This window comes from Thalassoglobus sp. JC818 (assembly GCF_040717535.1).
Classification (GTDB): domain Bacteria; phylum Planctomycetota; class Planctomycetia; order Planctomycetales; family Planctomycetaceae; genus Thalassoglobus.
Genome location: NZ_JBFEFI010000002.1, coordinates 492031 through 514167, shown reverse-complemented (window position 1 = coordinate 514167; position 22137 = coordinate 492031). Strand labels below are relative to the sequence as shown.

Below are 22137 nucleotides of genomic sequence, written 5' to 3'. Positions count from 1 at the left end.
CTCTAAGCGAATTTTCCTTGATGCTTTTTCAACGCTGCTCCGAGGAACTCACGGAAGAGCGGATGCGATTCCAGCGGGCTTGATTTGAACTCTGGATGGAATTGGACAGCCACGAACCATGGATGGTCCGGGACTTCGACGATTTCAACCAGATTTCCGTTCGGGCTGGTTCCAGTCGGCTTGAGACCAGCTTCAACGAAACGGTCTCGATAAGCAGGGTTGAACTCAAAACGGTGTCGGTGACGCTCTGAGATCTCACCGACGCCGTAGGCATCGATCGAGTGAGAGTTTTCGGTGAGCACACATGGTTGCGCTCCCAGCCGCATCGTCCCCCCCTTGTCCGTGATCGTTTTCTGCTCTTCGAGCATACAAATGACTGGATCGGGAGTATCTTCGGCGAACTCTGTGCTGTTGGCTTCGGTGAGACCGAGAACATTACGGGCGTATTCGATCACAGCACACTGCATCCCGAGACAGATCCCGAAGAACGGAATCTTTTTCTCACGAGCAAATTGTGTCGCCAGGATTTTCCCCTCGATCCCACGGTATCCGAATCCTCCGGGAATTAGAATTCCGTGAACGCTCCCCAGCAGATGTTCAAGATCCTGATGCTCACACTCCTCTGCTTCGATCCGCTTGATCAGAACGCGAGTTGAATGCGCGAATCCCGCGTGAATGAGAGACTCGTAGATCGATTTATAAGCGTCGCGATGCTCGATGTATTTTCCGACGACGGCAATCGTCACTTCATGCTGCGGATTGCGAACCCGATGCATCAGGTTTCGCCAGTCATCGATATCCAGATGCCCTCGCGACAAGCCGAGTTTCCGCAGAATCAGTTCGTCGAGTTTGTTCTCAGCCAGCCCGAGAGGAACTTCATAGATCGAAAACTCTTTGTCTGTTTCCTCAATGACCGCATCTGATTCGACATTGCAGAATAACGCGATCTTCTCGGCGTTCTCGCGCCCCATCGGCCGTTCGGTCCGAACGACGAGAACATCTGGCTGAATCCCGATCTGTCGCAGTTGACCAACGCTGTGTTGTGTCGGCTTCGTTTTCGCTTCGCGAGCTGCTTTCAGATACGGGACCAAAGTCAGATGGATGAACAGGCAGTTTTCCTTGCCAACATCGAGTGGAATCTGACGAATCGCTTCCAGAAACGGGAGCCCTTCGATATCGCCGACTGTTCCTCCCAGCTCAGTAATCACCACGTCGACATCGTCTGTCGCCAGTGCTCGAATGCTGGTTTTGATTTCGTTGGTGACGTGAGGAACAACTTGGACGGTCGCTCCGAGATACTCACCTCGACGTTCCTTCTCGATCACCGTGCTGTAGATTCGCCCGGTGGTGAAATTGGACTTCGCCGAGAGCGGACTTTTGGTGAATCGTTCGTAGTGTCCCAGGTCGAGATCGGTTTCCGATCCATCGTCGAGAACATAAACCTCACCATGCTGGTAAGGACTCATGGTTCCCGGATCGACATTTAGATAGGGATCGAGTTTTTGCATGCGAACTCGGAGTCCGCGACGCTCCAGGAGAAACCCGATCGAAGCGGAAGTCAGTCCTTTTCCGAGGGAACTGACCACACCTCCGGTGACAAAGATGTGCTTCGTCATTGTCTTACTTTTCCGTCAACAATTATGTGTCCACTGAGGGAAGCAGCCCCTCAGCCTAAGCCTGTCCGCGAACATGACATCTCGATACCGAAATGCCTCAATTGGACTCCGCACGTGAACGTTCCCTCGCGACGAACGCAGCATAGTCTGCAGCGGTATCAATTCCAACGGACTGGTGATGAACAACTTCGACAAGAATTGAGGCTCCCGCTTCCAAGGCGCGAAGTTGCTCAAGGCGTTCCAGCTTCTCAAGTTCTGACGGGGGAAGTTGCGTCAAGGCGAGCAAAAACTCTGGTCGATAAGCGTAAATTCCCAGATGAAGAAGCCACGGACTCCGACGGAAAGCGGCATCTTCCCCGGTCGGTGTCAGCAAATCAGACGGAGTTCCATCCCGATAAAACGGAATTGGCGATCGACTGAAGTAGAGCGCTCGGCCATCTGCTGCCCGAACAACTTTTACGCATCCAGTATCATTCAACGTCGCAATTGAATCGATCGGAGTCGCAAGAGTTCCCATTTCAACGCTCGGCGAGCGGTCCATCCTCTCCACAAGTGCATCAATACAGCTGGATTCCAATTCCGGTTCATCACCCTGAATGTTGATCACCAGCGAGACATCCTCAGAACACGCGCGGACAACCTCGGCGATTCGATCGGTTCCGCTGGGATGTTCTCCGGTCATCACGCATTCAGCACCGAAGTTCTGGCATGCAGTCACGATCGCTTCGTCATCAGCCGCGATGATCACTCGGTCGAGTCGCTCCGCTCGACACGCTGATTCCCACGCGTACTGAATGAGCGGTTTTCCGGTCTCCTGCAGAAGCATTTTTCCAGGCAATCGCGACGACTGCATCCTCGCTGGAATCACTCCAATCACTTGTGACATCTCATTCGTTCCGTCAATCATTCCCGAAACAGACCTGACAACTTTCAACACCGTTCACGGCAGACTCTCGCCAATCGACAACAAGACATCAAGCCGGAATCACATTAGACTTTACCGATCAATCCCGGTATCAAACGGGTACTGTATCAAACTGCAAAGTCTTGGGTTCCCCGAAGCAAGGTGACAAACGATGAGACGAATCCGACCGATGCTGATGTTCGGAATTCTATTGCTGACGACCTCTCTGTCCGCTGCCGAGGAACGCCCCAACATTCTGTTCATCCTCACCGACGATCAGGCTCCGTGGGCTCTCGGACTTTCCGGTCACCCTCACGCTCACACGCCGCATCTTGACGAACTGTTCCAGTCCGGAGCTTATCTTCCCAACAGCTTCACGGTCACACCCGTTTGCAGCCCGTCACGGGTCAGCACATTGACCAGCCGTTACGGAAGTGAAATGGGAATCACCGACTGGTTGAATCCGAGAGTTGAACCCGATCACGGGATCGAACCCGGAATTCCGACATGGCCGGAAGAGCTTCGAAGAACTGGCTATCAAACAGCTCTCATTGGCAAGTGGCACCTCGGGCTGCTCGACTCACAGCATCCCACCCAATTCGGATACGTCGACTTCATGGGCTTTCGTGGCGGCGGAACGTCTCCTTTCCGACCGACATTGGAAGTCGACGGTTCCACCCAGACAGTCAATGGCCTCACGACAGACATCCTCACCGACGAAGCCATTCGCTGGCTGCGATTGTACGACAAGAAGGATGGCCCGTTCGCGCTATCGCTTCACTACCGTGCTCCGCATGCCCGCTGGCTCCCCGTGCGAGATGAAGACTGGGAACCGTTTGATGGACTCGATCCGGAACTTCCTCATCCTGACTATCCCGACCTGAACGTTGAATACGTCAAGCGGCGAACCCGGGAGTATCTGGCGAGCGTGGCGGGAGTCGACCGAAATGTCGGCAAGCTTCTTGAAGAACTCGAACTCCTGCAGCTTCACGAAAACACCATCATCATCTACACCAGTGACCACGGGTACAACATGGGTCACAACGGAATCTGGCACAAAGGAAACGGACACTGGATCGTCAACACCCCTCCCCCCGCCACTGAAAACATCCCGCGTGGACAACGCCCGAATATGTACGATCACTCCATTCGTGTCCCAACCGCGATTTGTTGGCCAGGAGTCATTGAAGCAGACACCGTCATCGACGAAACCGTCTCAAATCTCGACTGGTTTCCAACCATCCTGTCCATGGCGAACATCCCTGTCAGCGACGATCTCATGCTCCGCGGCCACGATCTCACTCCGCTGCTGAAAGGCGACGAAGCGGAATGGGACAACGACTTTTACGGGGAATACACGACAAAACATCAATCACAGACTCAAATGCGGATGTACCGCACTCCGCGCTGGAAGCTTGTCCGAGATTTCCGAAACCCTGAACGAGACGAACTTTACGACCTCCAGAACGACCCCGAGGAACGAACGAATTTGTACGATTCTGACGACCCGAAAATTCAAGAGACCATTCGTGATCTGTCAACGAAAATGTCCCGCGAAATGCAGGCTCTCAACGACTCCGTCTGGTCGGAAAAACAGAATTGAGCTCGAAGCCAGTCTGAATGAGTGAAGTCCCAAGCATTCATTCTCCCAAATCGAATTGGCTTCTGTTATCTTTCAGGGACGCCGTTTTCTGCGGAAGTTTGCGACAGAAATTTTCCTTCGCACACCATTCTCACCTACAATTCCAGCAAGACAAATCGACTACCTCTCAGGAGAAACGTGTGGCCGACGAGAACAAAAAAGCTGCAAAATGCTTCCAGCATGGGAACAAAGCAATGCAAGCAGGTAACTGGGATATGTCCGTCCAGATGTTCAGTCAGTGCGCCAAACTCGTCCCGCACAATCTGACCTATCGTCAGTTGCTGCGGAACAGCACGAAAAAGAAGTATGACGAGAATGGGAAAGGGGCTGGAACGATTGCCAAAACGAAGCTCATTTCGCTTCGAAGCAAAGTCAAAAAGCTGAAGAAAGCTGAAGAGTGGGAAGAGGCCATGGCACTTGCCGAAGAGGGCCTCTTGTTGAATCCGTGGGACGCTCAATTGAATGTCGATGTCGCAGAATGCAGCATGCAACTCGACATGGGAGAGATCGCACGATTCGCTTACATGGAAGCAGTCAAAGCAGCTGAGAAGGACAAAGACATCCATCTCGCATTCGCTGAGTTGCTGGAAAATCGAGGCGAGTTCTCTGAAGCATTCAAAATCTGGGAACGCATCGGGAAAATCGACCCGAAAGATGTCAACGTCAGTCGCAAACTCTCAGCACTGGCAGCTCGTCAGGCCACTGCTGACGCGAACTTCGAAGGAGCTGAAACAGCGAGCGAGGCAGCTCTCCACAAAAACTTCGCCAAAGACTCTCGCTCCACTCATGGCCAGGAAGGTGATACCGAAACCGCACTCCGCCATCAAATTCGCCGCGAGCCTGAACAGGTTGAGAACTACATCAAACTCGCTCGACACTTGAAGCAGTCCAAGAAGTACGAAGAGTCTTACGAAGTCACAAAGACCGCGCTCGAAGTCTCCGGCGGCGATCCCGGCATTCGAGAGCAACTCGAAGACGCAGAACTGCTTCTCATGAAGCACAACGTTGATCTCGCCAAAGAGCGGGCAAACGAAACCGGCGATCCAGAACATCGCAAACAGGTCGCCGAACTCTCCAAAGAGTGGCGAGCCCGAAGAATCGAAGTTCTCTCCGCTCGAGAGCAGCGGCACACTCAAAACATGAACATCAAGATCGAACTCGCCGATCTGGTCATGCAGCTGCAGGAGTGGGCGCGAGCGATCCCATTGCTCCAGAAAGCGAGTCAGGACCCAAGACTGAAAACCCGCGCACTCGTGATGCTGGGCAAGTGCTTCATGTATGACAACAAAATGGCACTGGCAAAGGGGCAATTCGAAAGAGCTGTCCCAGGCCTGAATGCAGAAGCACAGCCGGAGACCTACAAAGAAGCTCATTACCTGCTGGCACGCGTCTGCGAAGAAACCGGCGACAACGAAAAAGCCATCAACCATTACGGGGAAGTGCTCGTCGTCGATTACGACTACAAGGATGCCAACGCGAGGATGGAGAAACTGCAAGCGAGTTAAATCAGCTCGTGCTTCGATGAGTGATTCGGGAAGACTCTCGATCGAACAGCGTTTCTGTCCGTGACTGAAAGGCGATTTGCGTCTTGCCCTGGATGCTGACAGAATCGAACACTCATCTACCAAGACAAAATGGCCGACCGCGTGCAACCTTATCCACTTCGCTTTATCAGGAACGTTAATCGAGGTCGCGAAATTGCGACCGTCCTGCTGAATTACGGATTCGGCGACGTTTTGGAGCGGCTCGGTCTGCTCAAGTATCTCAAGTGGGGCCGCCGCGTACTGATGCGGTCGCCCGACGAAGAGATCGAAGCCCTGACAACCGCTGCGAGGATTCGGCTCACCTTTCAGGATCTCGGTCCGACGTTCGTCAAGTTTGGCCAAGTCCTCAGCACTCGTCCCGACCTTGTCCCGAACGATGTGATTGCCGAACTCAAACAGCTGCAGGAGCAGGTTCCTCCTTTTTCTTCAGAAGAATCACACGCGGCCGTCCTTCGAGCATTCAAGAAGTCGACCGCTGAGCTGTACGCATCGTTCGAAGAGACTCCTCTCGCTGCTGGTTCGCTGGGTCAGGTCCATTGCGCAACCGACTTCAATGGGCGAAAGTTCGCGGTCAAAATTCGTCGCCCCGATGTTCAGAACGAGATCGAGCGCGACCTGTCACTCATGTTGGAGATCGCTCAGCTTCTCGAAAACCACATCCCCGAATCAAAAGCGTTTGACCCGGTTGGGCTGGTCAATCACTTCTCTCGCACTGTTCGACGAGAAATGAATTACCAGCGTGAAGCCCGCACGATGCGCGAGTTCAAGAAGCTGTTCGAAGAAGACTGCCGCTTAATCATTCCGGACGTCGATGAAGCCCGTTCGTGCGATACCATCTTGACGATGGAATTCATCGAGGGAGTCAACGTGACCGACGTCGATGCGATTCGGGCGCTTGGACTATCACCCTCAGATGTCGCGACTACCGGTGCTGACATCTTTATGAAACAGGCGTTCGAATACGGCATCTTTCACGGAGACCCACACCCCGGCAACCTTCGTGTTCATCCTTCCGGAGCCATCATCCTCCTCGACTACGGAATGATCGGATTTCTCTCGGAAGAGAAGCGAGATTTACTCATCGACCTGTTGCTTGCAGTAACTCGAAACGATGTTGAGTCCGCAGTGTCCATCATCCTCGAACTCGGCCAACCGACTCAGGAAGTTGAGGAACATCTTCTCAAGGCGGATGTCCGCGATTTCATCGACGCATATTACGGAGTCGACTTAGGGAAGCTGAACATCGGAAGCTTGCTGAACGACTTCGTCACGATTCTCGCCAATCACGGGCTGCGGTGCCCGGGTGATTTGATTCTTCTCATTCGCGCCATCGTGACACTCGATGGCATCGGCCGGCAACTCAATCCAAAGTTCAATCTGGCCAACGTGCTAGCTCCGAAGATCGAAACGATTGTCAAGAAGCGTTACGACCCAAAACGGATCGCGCAGCGGACAATCGCAGACATGAAGAAGCTCTTTCTGGTGGCCCACAACATCCCCATCCATCTCGGACGAACCCTTCAGAAGGTCAGCCAGGATGATTTGAAGGTACAATTTGAGCACAAGGGGCTCGATCGGTTGATCACAGAGTTCGATCGATCCAGCAACAGAATTGTTGTGGGAGTCGTCATTTCGTCGCTGGTCGTCGCTGCCGCACTCATCATCCGGACGACGAGCCAAGCGTCGCTTTGGGTCGCTGTCCCGATGTTCATGACCAGCGGATTCCTAGGCCTGTGGCTGGTCTGGGGTATTCTGCGAAGCGGACGGCTGTAATTCTAGATTGCAGATAGTCAGCAGGTTCAACTGACTTCGCAACATAAGTTGCGGATCAAATCAATTGCTGCAGTAGTCTGTTTCGATGTGCCGTTCGTGGTCGCGAATCTGCTCGACCTTCTCCTTTAAGCTGGAGACGTTCTGACGGAAATTCTCGACAGCCAGCCGAAACTGCTTTTGATGTGACAGCCAGGTTCGGCCGTCACGTTCTTCACTCATCAGTCGACTCAACTCGAGAATCGCTGCTTCGAGTTCCTGTTTGACTTGTTCAACAACTTCTCCAGCGATTCGCTCTCCATCTTTGGCGAGTCGATGCACAATCTCTCGATCTTCATACCGTTGCTGAGGAGTCAGAACGAGTTTCTTCTCGACCTCTTTGTTCTTTCTCTCGACGTCTTCCATGTTCACAAGTCGACCGAACGGGTTGTGACTCTGCTTGGCTTCATAGGCCTGCTCTTCGGCCTTCCTCAGCCCGACGACTGCTTTCTTGAAGTTCGGTTTGAGCTCGACCGCCCGCCGGTAATTCAGAATCGCCTGGCTGTGATTCTTCATCTCGATGAGAACATTGCCCAGATTGAAATATGCTTCCGCCATCTCGGGATCGAGGCGAATGGCTTCCTTGTAAGCAGAGACGGCCATCGAAAACTGATTCAACCCCTTATGAGCGATTCCGAGATTGTAATACGCTTCGGGAGAACGTCGGTCACGGGACAACGCACTTCGCAGAGTCTTCACCGCTTCCTGATAGTTCTTCATCTTGTTGTAGACCGCGCCAAGATTGATCATCGCAGCAGAGTTCTTGGGGTCTAACCGCATCGCACGTTGATAGAGTTGAATCGCCCGTTCGTAATCTCGTGTCAGAAAACAGAGGCCGGCGAGATTCTCGTGTGCGACGACCAGATCGGGATCGATCTCGATAGCTTCTTCCAGCAATTTGATCGCTTGCCGGGCGTTCTTTTCCGACAGGCACGCATTCGCCTGGGCACACAGATCTTCTGCCGTCGACATGACCCCACCCTAATCTTGATATTACGAAACCGGGTACGCAGTCCTTTCCTTCGGCCACGAGTAATCCCGCATTACACGCAGTCTCAAACGTCGAAGCTACTGGTCTTTCGAATGCATCTCGACGGGGTAACACTCAGCATCGTGCTCCCTGTGCACATGAGTGTGATGTCTACCGCGCCGAGAAACGCATCGTAGAATAAAAACTATACCCTGTTTGTCAGTACGAGTGCAAAGTCAATTACTGAGTTGCTGATCGCACCTTCCGATGAATCCCAGAGTTTGGAGAACCTGGAGCACTCTGAGTGATCGTCTTCGCCAACAGTTCAAGGCATTGTGCTAACGAGAACAATCTGTCGACACTCAACCCTGCGGGGTCGACTCTGTAGACGAACCGTCCTGCTCGACTTTCGTTGCATTCGAGGTGCCGTCAGAGTTTTTCTGATGTGGAACGAATTCTCCATCGAGTTGCGCGAGGGCATTGCGAGCAGCGCGTTGCTCGGCGACCTTCTTACTCGGTCCCCAGGCAGGAATAAATTCTCGATCTCCTACGACGGCTGTCACCTGAAAGCATTTCGAATGATCCGGACCTCGTTCGTCCATGACGGTATACACTGGAGTCTCCCCCAACGATTTCTGCATGCGCTGTTGAAAGAGACTCTTGTAATTCACCCCAATCGTCGACTCAGCAGCATTCGAAATATCTTCGTCGAGGACCCATTCGATGAACGAACAGGCCGCTTCGTATCCCCCATCCAGATAGATCCCTCCGATGATCGCTTCGAAAGCAGTTGCGAGCACGGAATTCGGAACCGACGAACTCGTTGTGATCCCTTTTCCGAGCACGAGGAAGTCATCGAGTTTCAATTGGCGGATCAATCGGGCGCACGTCGCTCGACTCACCACGACTGACTTGATGCGAGTCAGTTCCCCTTCTGATGACTCCGGAAATCGCCGAAAGAGTTTTTCGCAAACGGCAGCCCCCAGAATAGCATCACCCAGAAACTCCATCCGTTCATTCGATTCCAGCCGGGTGCGTGCTGCGGAAGCATGCGTTAAGCAGCGGATGAGCAATTCCTGATCCTCGAACCGGTATCGCAAGACATTCTGACAAGCTGCCAGTGCATCTGACTCAGGATCTTGAGGGGCCGGTTGAGAAGACATCAATCATCAACATCAAGAACGTTAGGATTGAGAAGCCAAGTCTATTTCGCCTTTAAGTAGACTGTCAATTCGGCAAGCATCGAACGTGCACAGCGCCTGCACTGGAGCCACTTAGCTCGACCGAAAGTTTTCGCTTTGCCCTTCTTGCGAATAAGGAATGATCATCTCCGCTTTCCAGTAACTCTTTAACCTTTCCACAAGATCGACAAAGTTGCCAACGTCCACTGGTTTGGTCAGCACGCCCTGCACGTCCATGGCCCCAAACTCTGCTCCGTCTGCAGGAGTCGTCTCGCCAGTCATGATCACGACGGCGATCCGCTTCAAGTGATCCGTCGATCTCATCAGCTGAAGAATTTGCCGACCGCTCAGCCCGGGAAGATTCAAATCGAGAAGAACAAGATCAGGTCGTGGAGCGAGTGAAAACCGGCCCTCCTGAAACACAAAGCTCTTCGCATCATCACCGTGACTCATCCACGTCAGACGATGTCGGATTCCGCTGCGATCCAATGCTCCGATCGCAAACTTGGCAGCAACGAGGCTGTCTTCGACCAGCAGGATTTCCATAGGACGACCGACGGCAGACTGCAGAGCTGCTGCTTCATCGCTGCTGTCGTGTCCTCCGAGAAATCCAGTCACTCTCGCCTCCTGAGTCCGGTCTACCCTAAATCATTGAGGATGTCATCCCAATGCGATGACGAAACTGGAGCCGGTTCAAAGGTCTCGTTTTCGGAAACAGTTCCGACTTCACGAGACTGGAATGCATTATATCCGTCGAAACGATACTCATGCAAAAGGGTATTGATCCGCATTTCGATCTTTGTCAATTCCGGTCCCTGCTCCGGAGTGACGAACGTGAATGCGCGCCCATGAAAATCAGAGGAGAGTCGACCAGTTCGGCCAACGCGGTGGATGTAGTCGTCTGCACTTTCCGGGATATCGAAATTCACGATGTGTGAAATCCCGGAGATGTCGATTCCCCGACCGACAACGTCCGTCGCGATCGCCAGTCGGACTCGACCATCGCGCAGCTGTTTCAGAACACGATCCCGGGTCTTCTGTGGAAGATCTCCATGAATCGCTGCCACGTCCGGCAGCTTCTTTTTGATCTTCGCATAGATCTCATGAGCTTTCCGCTTTGTCCGGCAGAAGACAATCGCCTGCGATGGACGCTCATTCAACAGCAGCTTGATCAGCAAACCGTATTTCTGTTCGTGCTCGACCGTGCAATAAAACTGCTCGATCGTATCCACCACAACGTGATCTTCTGAAAGATCGACGAGTGCCGGTTCTTTCATAAATCGTTGAGCCAGTCGCTGCACCGGTTCGGCCAGCGTCGCTGAGAGCAACAACGTTTGCCGGTCTTCAGGACAGGAACTCAGAATTCGTTCGATGTCTTTTCGAAATCCGATATCGAGCATTCGATCCGCTTCGTCCAGAACTGCGAAGCCCACCTTGCTCAAGTCAAGTTCTTTCCGCTGGAGAAGATCAATGACTCGACCCGGAGTTCCGATGACGACCTGCGGACACTTTCGCAGCGCTGAGATCTGCGGACCGAGCGGACGACCACCTACCACGAGCACGGTGTCGCAGTTGGATTTCCCAGCGAGCGACCGAAACTCGCGATCGACTTGTTCACTCAACTCACGAGTCGGTGCCAGAATAATCGCCTGGACGGCTTCGCTTCGACGCTCAAGCTTTTGAAGGATCGGCAGTGCGAAGGCTGCGGTCTTTCCCGTTCCCGTGCGTGCCTGCCCGATACAATCCACGCCAGTGATAGCGATGGGAATAAATTCCGCCTGAATCGGCGTGGGCTTCTCAAATCCGAGTGTATCAAGCGTTCGCAAAATCCGCTGATTCAGCCCAAGCCCTTTGAAGGAGAGTGATTCGACATCAGATGTCATACGTGCGTTCAACCAATTCAGCAACCGGCCAGTCTTGGAAACAGGTGACAAACCGCTGGTTGCACTAAAGAAAGTTCAATTACGACAACAGTTTACCGAATCATACGCGCGCGTGGCAAAAATCGCTATCGACCTGTGGAAATGTGCTAGGTTTTAACGTGAAACGATCTAGGTAAACCATCACAACAAGGACATATGAACAGCCGTCAACTGAGCGCTCGGATTGAATCGGTTTTAACGGACTTGCACACTCTACGTGCGGGAACATCTGGTCGAAACCATTCACACGAGCGATCCGAAGAACACCAGCTGCCTTCGTCGGTCCCAAACTCGCTGAGTCACCAGCTTGCCCGATGACAGATTCCCCCGAAAACAACGATCGATTCCTGGCCGCACAACAGCGTCTGCAGGACCTCCTCAATTCGGTGGAGTTGCAGTCGAGCTCTGAAGAGATTCTGCTGGAAGAGGGCTCCGGATTTTCGGAGATGTGCCCCTCTTGTGAATCAACAGAGGACTGGGGAACGAGTTCCTGGTGTCCAAATTGCGGCTACTATCCGAAGACTGGGAAATCCGTTTTTGACGATTCCGCAGTCGAAGGTCTCGAACTGGACCTTGATGACGGCGGAAGCGATCACGAGAACGAACTCGATGAGGATGAGTCCTCTCACATTCTGATCACCGGCATCATGCTGGGACTTTTGGCTTCAACCGGGTTGGGCGTTTACTTCTTCGCTCCGCAGCTTCTCCCAGAAGGGTTACGACGAAACGCCTCAGTTGCGGTCGTAGAGACCGACGAGCAACCGGTTGAAACGATTGAGGACCAACCGAGCGAAGAGCCCGTAATCACAGAAGTCGAAACAATCGCCCCGACAGAAGCCGAAATTGCCTCTGTAGATTCCGAAGATGACCCGTCACTGAGGGCTGAAATCGAAGATGAACAGCCCGGTTATTTCGAAACGTCGGAAGGGATCGTCGAAGACAAGATCTATCAGAATGACTACGCAATCATCGGCTATTCGACGAACGCAGACGGAGAGCTGCGATCCGTACTGCTGGCGGGCATTCACGCTCGGACTAAACGCCCCGCATTTGCTGGCAAATTCTCCATCAGTGTCCGCGACCCGAAATTCCTGACCGCGTTACAGGAGTCTCTCGACAATCATCGAACGAAGAAACCACCCGTCCCAAATCCGTACAACGCACGCTGGACGACTCCCTCGATCTTCTGCACGATCCACCACAACGGAGTCACCCCCGATGGACGAATCCTCGAGGGCCAAATGACTTCGTTTCGTGACCGAACTCTAATCCCGGCCAACAACGACTCAGAAACAGACACTTCAGCGCTGGGAGACTCGAGTGCCGGATCGCAAGCAAGCAAGACTTCCGAATCCTCGTAGGTAGAGACGACCGTTCGCTACTGCTGGAGTCGAGTACGAGTTGTCACCCGTCGGGCTTTTCCCGTACAGATGGAATTTCGGCGATGCATCGAGGACGACAACATCTCCTTCTTCTGAGATGCAATAGAGCTTGCCATCAATCAACACAGGCGAGCCACTGAAGTTTCCGCCGATCCGCTCCATCCATACGTTCTGCTCCAAGTCTCCGGACAGATCGATACAGCAGACAACGCCGCCATCGTTCCACAGGAACAGATGACCTTCGTGAATAATCGGAGTCGGCACGTACGGCAAATTGCGTGTTCGCATGTTGACGACTTCACCCTTGCCGTCCGCTTTCACAAGTGCCAGCGTCGTTCCACGTCCACCCTTTCCGCAAATCGCTGTCAGCAATCCTTCTCCATAAGCAGGTGAGGCCACCGTTCGATCGGGAAGTTCACCGGATGCCCACAGCTGTTTTCCGGTTTGTGGGTCCATTCCCGACAGCCCCAGCGCACCGCTCAAGCATACGAGTTGATCTTTTCCGTCGATGTTGACGATCAACGGAGTCGCGTAGGACGTCCTGCGGAAGTCACGTTCTGACTCCCACACCTGCTCGCCGCTGGCCACGTCGAGAGCGACGATTTTGCTCGGCCCCATCTGGTCATCAGGCACGATCACTTTTCCGTCGTAAACAATCGGAGAAACTCCCTGACCATGCTGGCTCGTGAACGAACCAAGATCGCGTGACCAGATTCGTTCTCCGGCGAAGTCGTAAGCCAGAATCGTGTAGTGATTGTCGTCGGCGAAGACCACAAAAACCCGCTCTCCATCGACAGCAGGAGTCCCTGAAGCGTAGCTGTTCTTCTTGTGAAGATGATTCGCAGCCAGTTGAATTGAGTCTTCCCAGCGAATCTCGCCAGTCATGGCATCAACACAAATGACGATGCGCGTTCCGTCGTCCAAGCCTGCCGTCAGAAACAGAGAATCATTCCAGATCGCAGGCGATGAGTGCCCTTTTCCGGGAAGCTCGACGACCCAGTCATAATCCTGCATTTCCCATTTCGTCGGGAAACCCTGCTGCGAACTCTTTCCCTCACCATTGGGGCCACGAAATCGGGTCCACTCCTCAGCTTCGACCGAAGTCGGTGCTGCGAAGATGACGAGCATCGTGAAGACAAGAACAGATGAGAACAGATTCGCGACACAAATACGGGGCATGGGAAACCTCATTCAAATAGTGCGCACAACCTCACGCATTGCACGTTAGGATCGACGTTGAAGCTGGAAGGCAATTCGGTCGAGAGCTTCGCCCTCTGAAATCCATCCAGCATCATGAATCTGAAGCCGTTACGCAATGATACCTATCAGAAAAATCGGTTCCCACAAATAGCAAGAGACGCGGCGTTTTGTACGCCGCGTCTCTTGAATTTCATGTTAATCACGATTTTCGAAACGACTCTTTCAAGGAAGCAAGCTTCGCGAAAGAGTGATGTTCCTACTCACCGTAGAACTTCGTCAGTTCATCCGTCGTCAGCGGTTCAGGGACAGATTCACTTGTCACCCGTGCTCGGAATCGCATATTTCCAGGAGTCTTGCTCGCGACGCGAACACGGAAGGTCGCAGTTTCTCCCGGTGCGAGTTCTGGAGTGGTGCGGAAGATAACTTCATTCCCTTCGCTCACATGAGCGGCCGGTCCTTCAGCATGAACAAACGCAGTTCCCTGTGCGAGTTCACAAGTCAGACCAACATCTTTCGCAGCTGCGGTTCCTTCGTTCTTGACTCGAACTTCGTAGACAGCTTCTGTTCCGACTTCGACAGGATCGTCGAGATCGACGACAGCCACCGACAGAGACGAAGCTCCTTCGATACGGCAATCGAGCTCGGCATCAGCCAGCGTTCCGTGCTCCGAAGTTGCACGAATGAGGTGCTTGAATGCTCCAGACTTTTCAGCCATCAGTGTCACGTTCAACTCTGCCGACTGTTTGACATCGAGACGACCGACAAACCAGATCAGCATTTTTGCATTGCGATCGAATTGAACTCCACGGTCCGCCGAGACGAACTTGAACCCGTCAGGAATCTTGTGCATCAACTGCACGTTGTTCGTGGCTGCCTGTCCGTCGTTCTTGACGGAGAGCTTGAAGGTTCCTTCGCGCCCCAAATATCGCAGACGAGGACCACTCACTTCAGCCATCAGGTTTGGTGCAATCACGTGGACCGCTGAGCTGATCTGTTCATCGAGGCCATTGTCAGCCACAGCATGAACCATCACATCGTGAGTTCCACCCGCAACAGCTGACATCGCCAGTCGAACATGACGTGATTCACCGGGATTCAGAGATCCGATCTCCATCAGCAATCGTTCACCTCGAATGTGCTCAAGCCCTTTAGGAATGAACGCTTCGACGCGAACGTTTTTCGCAACTCCGGTTCCTGGATTCGTAACGATCACAGAGTGAGGAACACTGTCCCCAACGTGAACTTCCTGAGGACCTGTCAATTTCAAAGCGAGCATCGGCTCGGCGACTTCGAAGACACCGCTTGCTGTGCCTGAGAAACGAACACTCGCATCGGCGTTGACGGCACCGCGTTGAAACGGAATCATCGAGACCTTGATGGTCTTTTGTTGTCCCGGCTTCAATTCCGCGAATTCCCATCCCAGGAATGTTTCACTCTGATCAGGTTTGGGTTCGGTATCAACTACGCGAACGTTCTGCGGCAAACGAGCCTGAACTTCAACTCGCGTCGCTGTCGCTTTTCCGTTGTTCGAGATCACGAGATCGCAGTCGAACTGTTGACCGACGTTGATTTCCGAGTTGGTCTTCCATTCGATCGTCAAGCTTGGAGTTTGCGGTCCTTGAAGATCGCGGCCAGTGACGACCGATGGAGTTCCAAATGTATTTGGAGCGACGGGAGCAGTCAGTGACCGTGCGGACGTTTCTTTTCGTTCCGGAGCCCGAGTGATCGTCAGCGAGCCTTTTGGAGTGGTCTTCGCAGGCACACTCATCTCTTCGGGAACAGCCGCTGCCGCCTCGGGTGAAGCAGTTTCGACACTCACTGGTTTGCCAGGAAATGGTCGGACGTCGCCCAACTCTCCGCTGACCTGTTGAATCGTTGGACCAGTTTCCGTTGCTTCAGCTTGAAATGCCGCTGGAGTGACTCCGCTGCCAGCAGAAGCGTCGACTGTTGTTTCGAAGGTAAATGCTGGTCGGGCAGGCTCTGCCTTCTCAGCTGTTTTCTGTGTGGATGTTCCAATCGCCTGACCATAGAAACCCGGAATTGGCGAAGCCTCTTCGGTGTTCACTGGCTTGGGACCGCCTGACTCTGCAACTGGAGTGGCTTGGTCCGATTCGGAATTGATGAATCGTAGCCCTTTCGGTGCGGGCTTGCCGGACTCGGCAGAAGGTCCGAATGAACTCTGGGCGTTGGCACTCGATATTCCCAACCCGAGAATGGCCAGTAAACATGCACTCCTTCGCATGACAGTCTCCGTAACGATGTGAGGGGGTCCAAAATGGATTGGAGCGATCGAAGACTCACTGAGCTGCGACAGAACGTCACTTTGACCGTAGGATGGGCGATTGGCTCAGCAAGAAGTTTGATTTCAAGATGCGTCAGTGACGCTGTGGAGCGCGGCACATGGGCTATCGTTGAAATCGACGATGTTCTTCCGTGAACATGAGGAAATTGGACGGGTTGTCCGGTTTTACGCGAAGTTTTTCCCTGATTTGCTCGGCGAGAGAACGAATTCGCTCAAGAGAAACGATTCTTCCGTTTCGAATCAAGATGAATGCATTTCTTCGCTGCGATCAGCGATCAGAATGGCAATTATTGCCTGAGAAATCAGCTTCGCAGCACTGAACAGCCCAGCCCATCAGTGCAGCGGAAACTCTTGCAGATTTACCGACGAGAGCTCGACGCGGTGACTGAATCGCGTCGTCGTTGAGAGCCGGCCTCGCCTGCCCCAAGTTGGTGGTTCAAAAACACTGGCCACACGCAGATGCTATTCGCTTCCGCCCTCTGCGTCGGCCTTCGGTGGCTCTTTGGGTCGGTTGTGCTTGTTCGGTATGAGTTGATCCAGCACACCGTTGACGAATTGGGCTGACTGAGCGTTCCCGAACTTCTTGGCCAACTCGATCGCTTCATCGATGACCACTCGCGGTGGAGTGTTCGTTTTCAACAACTCGAAAGCTCCCAGTCGAAGCACACTCCGATCTGTGGCAGCCATCCGGCTGATTCGCCAGTTCTGGGCGACAGCCTGAATTCTTTCATCGAGTTCAGCGCGACATTCCATCACTCCGCCGAACAGCGACCAAGCGAAGGTTCTCAGGTCCGGATCCTTCATACGTTCGGCGATCATCTCACGAATCGAATCCATTCCAATATCTGGATTCAGATCCGTCTGATACAGCATCTGGAGTGCAATTTGTCGGGATTTGCTGCGTCGAGCCATTCAGTTTTGCTCTATCGTTTTGTTTCTATCGGGTGGAATCAAAAGTTGCTGAAAATCGTGTGGTTCGCTGCCATCTTCTGCGTCATGGAGACCACGGCCAAAGACAGTTATCTCTTCGTGCGAGTGAGCTCGTCCTTCCGGTTTCGACCCGGCAGTCTGCCTGTTTCCCGCTCAGCGATTCGGTAAATCAGCGTGGAGGAATCAGTGTTGAGAATGTTTCCAAAGCGATCTTAATGTCGCATTTCATTTCCTGAGACATTCTTTGGTGTCAAAGATGTCCGAGACACGCTCCTGCACATCATTCCAACAATGAGTGTACGTGCCATGATCAAATGATCCGTTTCCGCCGACCGAGCGACTCGGCGCTGTCCAGGATGCCTGCCCCGTGGCTGTCGGAAACTCATGTAGTCGCCAGAAGTGCCCTTTCGATGGGACATTTCGTCGATTTGCTACAAACCTCTGAACACCAAAAGTCTGAACTCAGTCTTCCTGATTTCAGGGCGGACAAACTGCTGCCCGAGGTGTTCAGGAGATCTGTCTGAGGACGTCGAGTGTTTCGATCGCTGCCAGCGCAGCTTCGGCACCTTTGTTCCCTGCTTTTCCGCCAGCTCGGTCCAGAGCTTGCTCCATCGTACGACAGGTCAACACACCAAACAAGGTGGGGATTGAGAACTTCTGCGACACGTTCATCAATCCTTGAGCGACAGCATGATTGATGTACTCATGGTGATCTGTATCTCCCTGAATGACCGCTCCCAGAGCCAGCACGGCTGACACATCTCCTTTGGCAGCCAGCTTTTCCGCAACCACAGGAAGCTCGAATGCCCCAGAGACCCAGAAAACGGAAATCGAGTCTTCGGCAACTCCGTGCCGGGTCAGTGTGTCGATCGCTCCCGAGAGAAGTTTTCCCGTGACCAGATCGTTGAATCGGGACACAACGATTGCAAAACGGTCGTTAGAATCTGCGATCAGTTTCCCGGAAGTTTGCTGCACCATAATTTCCGCTTCGTCATCACAAAGAGAATTAAAGGCCGCATTCTAGGAGGATCACCTCGTTCGTACCACTATTCTTGTGTTCTCTGTTCGGTAACGCTCGAGGCGGATTCTTCCTTCGAGGAATCGTCGTCATCGAAGGCCATTTCCGCAGGCGGGTTCTCCTCAGGATCAAACTCGCTCGACCCATCTCTCAGGAGTTGACTCAATGATCGATACGAAATCACGGCATTCAAAGTGAGCACAAACGCTGCGCCGATCGCGAGATATGAAACGATCGACAGCGTATGAAACAGCAACAGCGACACAATGACTAAAACGAGCGTCACGCCCCAACCCATCAATGCCGTTTGCTTCCACTGCTCAAATCGCAAGCGTTCCCGGTCCGCCATTGAGTTCGCGACTGCTTGCCGGGCAGAGTGATTCGCGACAGCACGAAAGGAATCGAGTTTCTGACGAAGTTCCTTCCGATCTGAATCGGATGGCCGAGGACTGGCTGCTTTGTTCGTCGGTTCCCTGCGCTTTTGTTGTTCGGAATTTGCCTGACGACTGACCGCTTCCGCCTTTTGGGCTGACTCGACCTTGGATTTTGATTGAGTCGACTTGCTGGTTCTGGAGAGGAGCCGCTCCATGTAGGAGTCAATCGAGATTTCTTCCGAATCCTCAGCTGGAGCGTCCTCAAAACTCGATTCGTTTGACGAACTATCGTCTGAGCTCCGACTTTCAGTCTCTGAACTCGATGAATCATAAGCCGATGGCGAAACTCGATTCCCGGATGTACTGCTGCTGTCAGACCTCGGCGAAGCGGGATTTGCCCCCATTCCGAATGCCTGACTTAACTCCGCACGGAGTTCTTTTGCACGCACTTCATCGTCGCTGATCATTTCCTGGCCCTCAGTCGATTGTGTCTTCGAGGCATCATCGCGAGCATCGTCATCTGCCTCAGATTCAGCGAAATCGTAGATCAGCCCTGAGGCCTCCTGACCTTCAGATTCGTCGTTCGACTCAATTCCGTCCGTTGCATCCGCGAAACGTTCTGCAAATTCCGTAGCATCCGGAGAATTCACAGAGTCATCAACATCGTCGTCAGCTTCCGAATCCGAAGCCTGATCATGGACGACTTCAATCTGAGTTGAAGCGAGTTCCTCAACGAGACTCTCGAACTCATCGTCCTCCAAAATCGGACCACCTGCGACCGGCCCCGAAACATGATCCTGAGCTGGGCCAACATCAAATCCGTCCCACGAACTCGACCAGTTATTCTCTTCGGGAGATTGACCGTTCGCGATTTCATCTGCATCGACTCCCATGCGAAATTCCATTTCACCGAGAATCTGTTCACGTCGTTCGAGTTCTGCAACACGATGAGCAAGATGTTCTCGTGAGTGCTCTATACGGGCAGCGAGCTTTTCAATCTCAGTCTGTTCGACTCGCAGTTGATCTGCCTGCATCGCCAGAGTTGCCTGAGCTTCTTCGAATTCCGCACGCCAACCTGTCGGTTCAGAAGTTGACGCTTCACCAGCTCCGGACGCTTCGCTCGACAACTGCAACAACGCAGATTCTTTAGCTTCGAGTGTGTGACTCCAGTCGCTCAGATCAGCTGCGAACTTGGCGAGATCACCCCGTTCCTGTTCTAGCTTCCCTTCTGAGTCGGCAAACTTGTCAAGTTCTGCCCGCAGCAGTTGCTCCTCCTCTTTGAGAACTTGCTCGATTTCACCGAGTGTCCGCCGGTCACGGTGAAGCTCTTCCAGTTTTTGATCCAGATTCTCTCGTTCCGTAGCAAGCGTTGCACGTACTGCTTCCAGTTCGTCCCGCTCTGTGAGAACGGTCCACAACATTTCCTCCAATCGCCGTTGCTGAAAGGCGACCTCAGCCTGTAGCTGTTGTTCTCGCGATTCGAGATCTTGCGACTTCTCGACAGACGCGTTCTCGATTTCCCCTCGAAGCGACTCTTCCCGATCTTTCAGTTGTTGCATCGCTTGTTCGAGTTGATTGGCCTTCTCCGCCAACTCGTCCCGTATCGCTGCGAGTTGCTGTTGCTCATTTCCGAGAGCCTCAACTTCTGATTTCAATCGATTGCGTTCGTCCTCCAGTTCCTGCTTCGATTGATCAAGATTCAGTCGCAATTCTTCGAGCTGTTTTGCTTCTTCAGCCAACCGTTCTTCTTCGCGTTCGAACTCCATCTTCCGCTGCGAAGCATCTTGAAATGCTGCCTGCTGCGCTGTTTCAAACTCAACAAGCTGCGATCGGAGTTCGGCCTCTGATCTCTTCAGTTCACGAACCAGTCGAACGAGCGTCTGGCATCGACTTTCGAGCTCGACGTCGCGCGATGTGAGTCCGGAATCGCTGACGGAAGGCAAGACTTGTTGAGTGGCTTGCTGTTGTCGCTGTTCGAGGTCGCGCTCCGCCTCGCTGAGTTGCTTTTCACGTTGTTCGAGTTCAGCTCTCTCAGCTTGAAGCGTTTCCGATTGGCGAGTCAGTTCTTGTAATTGAATCTCGGCTTGAGTGCCTCGAGAGTTCAACTCCTCTTCTCGGCGAGAGAGTTCGACTTCGCGCTCTTGAAGATTTTGAAGAGCAACATCGATTTCGCTTCGGCGCGTTGTCCAGTCAGCCGCATCTTGATTCAAGCGACCTTCTTTCGCTTCGAGCGAAGCTTTCGCCTCTCGCTGCTCTTGTGCTTTCGCCTCCAACTCGGCACGGAGTGACTCGACCTCGGCCTTCTGTTTCAGGAATTCTTCACGCTGTCGAACGAGTTCCTGCTTCTGTTCGTCGAGTTCCGCTCTGACTTCTGAGAGTTGTCCGGCCTCTGACTGACTCTTCGAACGTTGCTGTTCGAAGTCCATTTCTCTGGAACTGAGAGCCTCTTCACGATTCGCGATTTCCTGTCTTGCAACTTCTAACTGAGCAAGCTGGTCCTGCAATTCAAGGCGTTGTGATTCGAAAGTCTTTCGCTCCGCCTCCAAGTCGTTTTGGTTTCGATCGAGTTGTTCCTGAAGGAGTCGCAGCTTCTCATGAGCCTCCTGAGTGTCATCTGTTTCTGAAACCTGCGAGCGACCCTCTTCGCCTGCTTCAAGCGGTTCATCTCGCTCGGGCTGAGGACTGACGATCGATTCGCTCTGCGCAGCTGAGCTCGTTCGCCCTGAAAAGAGAATGGACTTCAGGAGATCTCCGATGTCGGACGCCAGAAATCCGCCGGTCGGATTGTCACTCTCGCTGCTCTGTGCGGCTGGCCCTTCGACGAGAAACTCAATCGGACCAAGGGCAATTCGATCTCCAGCTGATACGGTCTCTTCGTTAACTGCTCCGTCGTTGACCCATGTCATCGGTGAATAGGCTTGCAGGATCGTGCGTTTCGCTCCAATCACAAGCAAAGCGTGCTTCTCAGCCACACCGTCGAAGTCAAAGACCAGATCGCAGCCTCGCCCTCTCCCGAGCAAATACCGACCGGGAGCCAGATTCACAGGATCGAGCTCCCAGTTCGAACGGAGCGGTTTCAAACAGAGGACTGCTGCATTCGAAGAAAGCTTGTCATGGTACGTAGCGGTTTTGCTGCTGGGGATGGAGGGGTGTGCCATTTATCGTTACTCCTGGGGTAGGGCGACATCGACGTACCGACTCCTCGCCGATCACTCTGAGAATCACCCTCAATGGCATATACCTCACGAAATTCATGCGGTCAAAACCCGGAACGCACCTTCGCAGCATCCTCGCAACGAATCATTTCGGCTTCCGATTTTGCGGTGTCGAATGCCCCAGAATT

General features: G+C 53.1%; 15 protein-coding genes. 4 read left to right on the top strand and 11 right to left on the bottom strand.

Annotated elements, in window-relative coordinates; all coding sequences use genetic code 11:
* Positions 1–2: 2 nt before the first annotated feature.
* A complete protein-coding gene (locus AB1L42_RS06450; protein ID WP_367052598.1) occupies positions 3–1616 on the bottom strand; it encodes a CTP synthase in 1614 nt (537 codons plus the stop codon).
* A 97-nt stretch (positions 1617–1713) separates the two neighbouring features.
* Positions 1714–2502, bottom strand: a complete 789-nt coding sequence (kdsB, locus tag AB1L42_RS06445; RefSeq protein ID WP_367052596.1) for a 3-deoxy-manno-octulosonate cytidylyltransferase — start codon at positions 2500–2502, stop codon at positions 1714–1716.
* A 190-nt stretch (positions 2503–2692) separates the two neighbouring features.
* On the opposite strand from kdsB, the gene AB1L42_RS06440 reads away from it, so the two are divergent.
* From AB1L42_RS06440 to AB1L42_RS06430, 3 genes are all read left to right on the top strand, one after another.
* Positions 2693–4123, top strand: coding sequence for a sulfatase-like hydrolase/transferase (locus AB1L42_RS06440; protein ID WP_367052594.1), 1431 nt, complete (start codon positions 2693–2695; stop codon positions 4121–4123).
* Between the two features lie 233 nt (positions 4124–4356).
* A complete protein-coding gene (locus AB1L42_RS06435) occupies positions 4357–5667 on the top strand; it encodes a tetratricopeptide repeat protein (RefSeq protein ID WP_367052592.1) in 1311 nt (436 codons plus the stop codon).
* A gap of 129 nt (positions 5668–5796) precedes the next feature.
* Entirely contained in the window at positions 5797–7479 is a 1683-nt protein-coding gene (locus AB1L42_RS06430; protein ID WP_367052590.1) for an AarF/UbiB family protein, read from the top strand.
* Between the two features lie 60 nt (positions 7480–7539).
* On the opposite strand, the gene AB1L42_RS06425 is transcribed toward AB1L42_RS06430, so the two are convergent.
* From AB1L42_RS06425 to AB1L42_RS06410, 4 genes are all read right to left on the bottom strand, one after another.
* Positions 7540–8487, bottom strand: coding sequence for a tetratricopeptide repeat protein (locus AB1L42_RS06425; protein ID WP_367052587.1), 948 nt, complete (start codon positions 8485–8487; stop codon positions 7540–7542).
* Between the two features lie 360 nt (positions 8488–8847).
* Complete coding sequence (gene rnc, locus AB1L42_RS06420) at positions 8848–9648, bottom strand: ribonuclease III (RefSeq protein WP_367052585.1); 801 nt, start codon at positions 9646–9648, stop codon at positions 8848–8850.
* Positions 9649–9759: 111 nt separating this feature from the next.
* Entirely contained in the window at positions 9760–10284 is a 525-nt protein-coding gene (locus AB1L42_RS06415; RefSeq protein ID WP_367052582.1) for a response regulator, read from the bottom strand.
* A gap of 20 nt (positions 10285–10304) precedes the next feature.
* Entirely contained in the window at positions 10305–11549 is a 1245-nt protein-coding gene (locus AB1L42_RS06410) for a DEAD/DEAH box helicase (RefSeq protein ID WP_367052580.1), read from the bottom strand.
* A gap of 353 nt (positions 11550–11902) precedes the next feature.
* Here AB1L42_RS06410 and AB1L42_RS06405 point away from each other — a divergent pair, with 353 nt between their 5' ends.
* Positions 11903–12949 carry a hypothetical protein gene (locus tag AB1L42_RS06405; protein ID WP_367052578.1) on the top strand — a complete coding sequence of 349 codons (1047 nt, stop codon included), beginning with the start codon at positions 11903–11905 and terminating at the stop codon, positions 12947–12949.
* Here the strand turns inward: AB1L42_RS06405 and AB1L42_RS06400 are convergent.
* From AB1L42_RS06400 to AB1L42_RS06380, 5 genes are all read right to left on the bottom strand, one after another.
* Positions 12890–14149: a PQQ-binding-like beta-propeller repeat protein gene (locus tag AB1L42_RS06400; RefSeq protein WP_367052576.1), complete on the bottom strand. Its 1260-nt coding sequence runs from the start codon at positions 14147–14149 to the stop codon at positions 12890–12892. The genes AB1L42_RS06405 and AB1L42_RS06400 overlap by 60 nt on opposite strands.
* A gap of 277 nt (positions 14150–14426) precedes the next feature.
* Positions 14427–16412 (bottom strand): hypothetical protein, encoded by a 1986-nt coding sequence (locus tag AB1L42_RS06395; RefSeq protein WP_367052574.1) that lies wholly within the window; start codon positions 16410–16412, stop codon positions 14427–14429.
* Between the two features lie 522 nt (positions 16413–16934).
* Positions 16935–17384 (bottom strand): transcription antitermination factor NusB, encoded by a 450-nt coding sequence (gene nusB / locus AB1L42_RS06390; protein ID WP_367052572.1) that lies wholly within the window; start codon positions 17382–17384, stop codon positions 16935–16937.
* A 525-nt stretch (positions 17385–17909) separates the two neighbouring features.
* Entirely contained in the window at positions 17910–18380 is a 471-nt protein-coding gene (gene ribH, locus AB1L42_RS06385) for a 6,7-dimethyl-8-ribityllumazine synthase (protein ID WP_367052570.1), read from the bottom strand.
* A 68-nt stretch (positions 18381–18448) separates the two neighbouring features.
* The gene (locus AB1L42_RS06380) at positions 18449–21952 is read right to left on the bottom strand and encodes an FHA domain-containing protein (protein WP_367052568.1); all 3504 of its coding nucleotides are present in this window, start codon (positions 21950–21952) and stop codon (positions 18449–18451) included.
* Positions 21953–22137 lie beyond the last annotated feature (185 nt).